The 316-nt window shown below is 38.0% G+C and carries 1 pseudogene; it reads right to left on the bottom strand.

Features of this window, described 5'->3' with window-relative positions:
- Positions 1 to 316 (bottom strand): annotated as a pseudogene (locus E6A48_RS09840) (3-deoxy-7-phosphoheptulonate synthase); the annotation flags it as partial.

The raw sequence follows: 316 nt of genomic DNA, 5'->3' as shown, positions 1-316 counted from the left end.
GTCAGCACCTGCAGAAATTGCAGCAAGTGTTAAAGGAAGTGCCATCCAAGATTTGCCGCTTGCATGCGAAGGGTCACCTATTACAGGTAGATGGCTCAAACGCTTTATTGCTGGTATTGCTGATACATCAAAAGTGTTTCTTGTATAAGTTTCAAATGTTCTCACACCTCTCTCGCATAATACTACATTATCATTACCCTGATTAAGTATATACTCAGCACTCATGAGCCATTCTTCTATAGTATTAGCTAGGCCTCTTTTTAAAAGTATTGGCTTTTTTAATTTACCAACCTCTTTTAAAAGCTCAAAGTTTTGC

Origin of the sequence: Brachyspira pilosicoli (assembly GCF_019402445.1) — a bacterium.
Lineage (GTDB): Bacteria > Spirochaetota > Brachyspiria > Brachyspirales > Brachyspiraceae > Brachyspira > Brachyspira pilosicoli_B.
The sequence above is the reverse complement of the archived record's forward strand: the minus strand, read 5'-3'. Positions and strand labels throughout refer to the sequence as shown.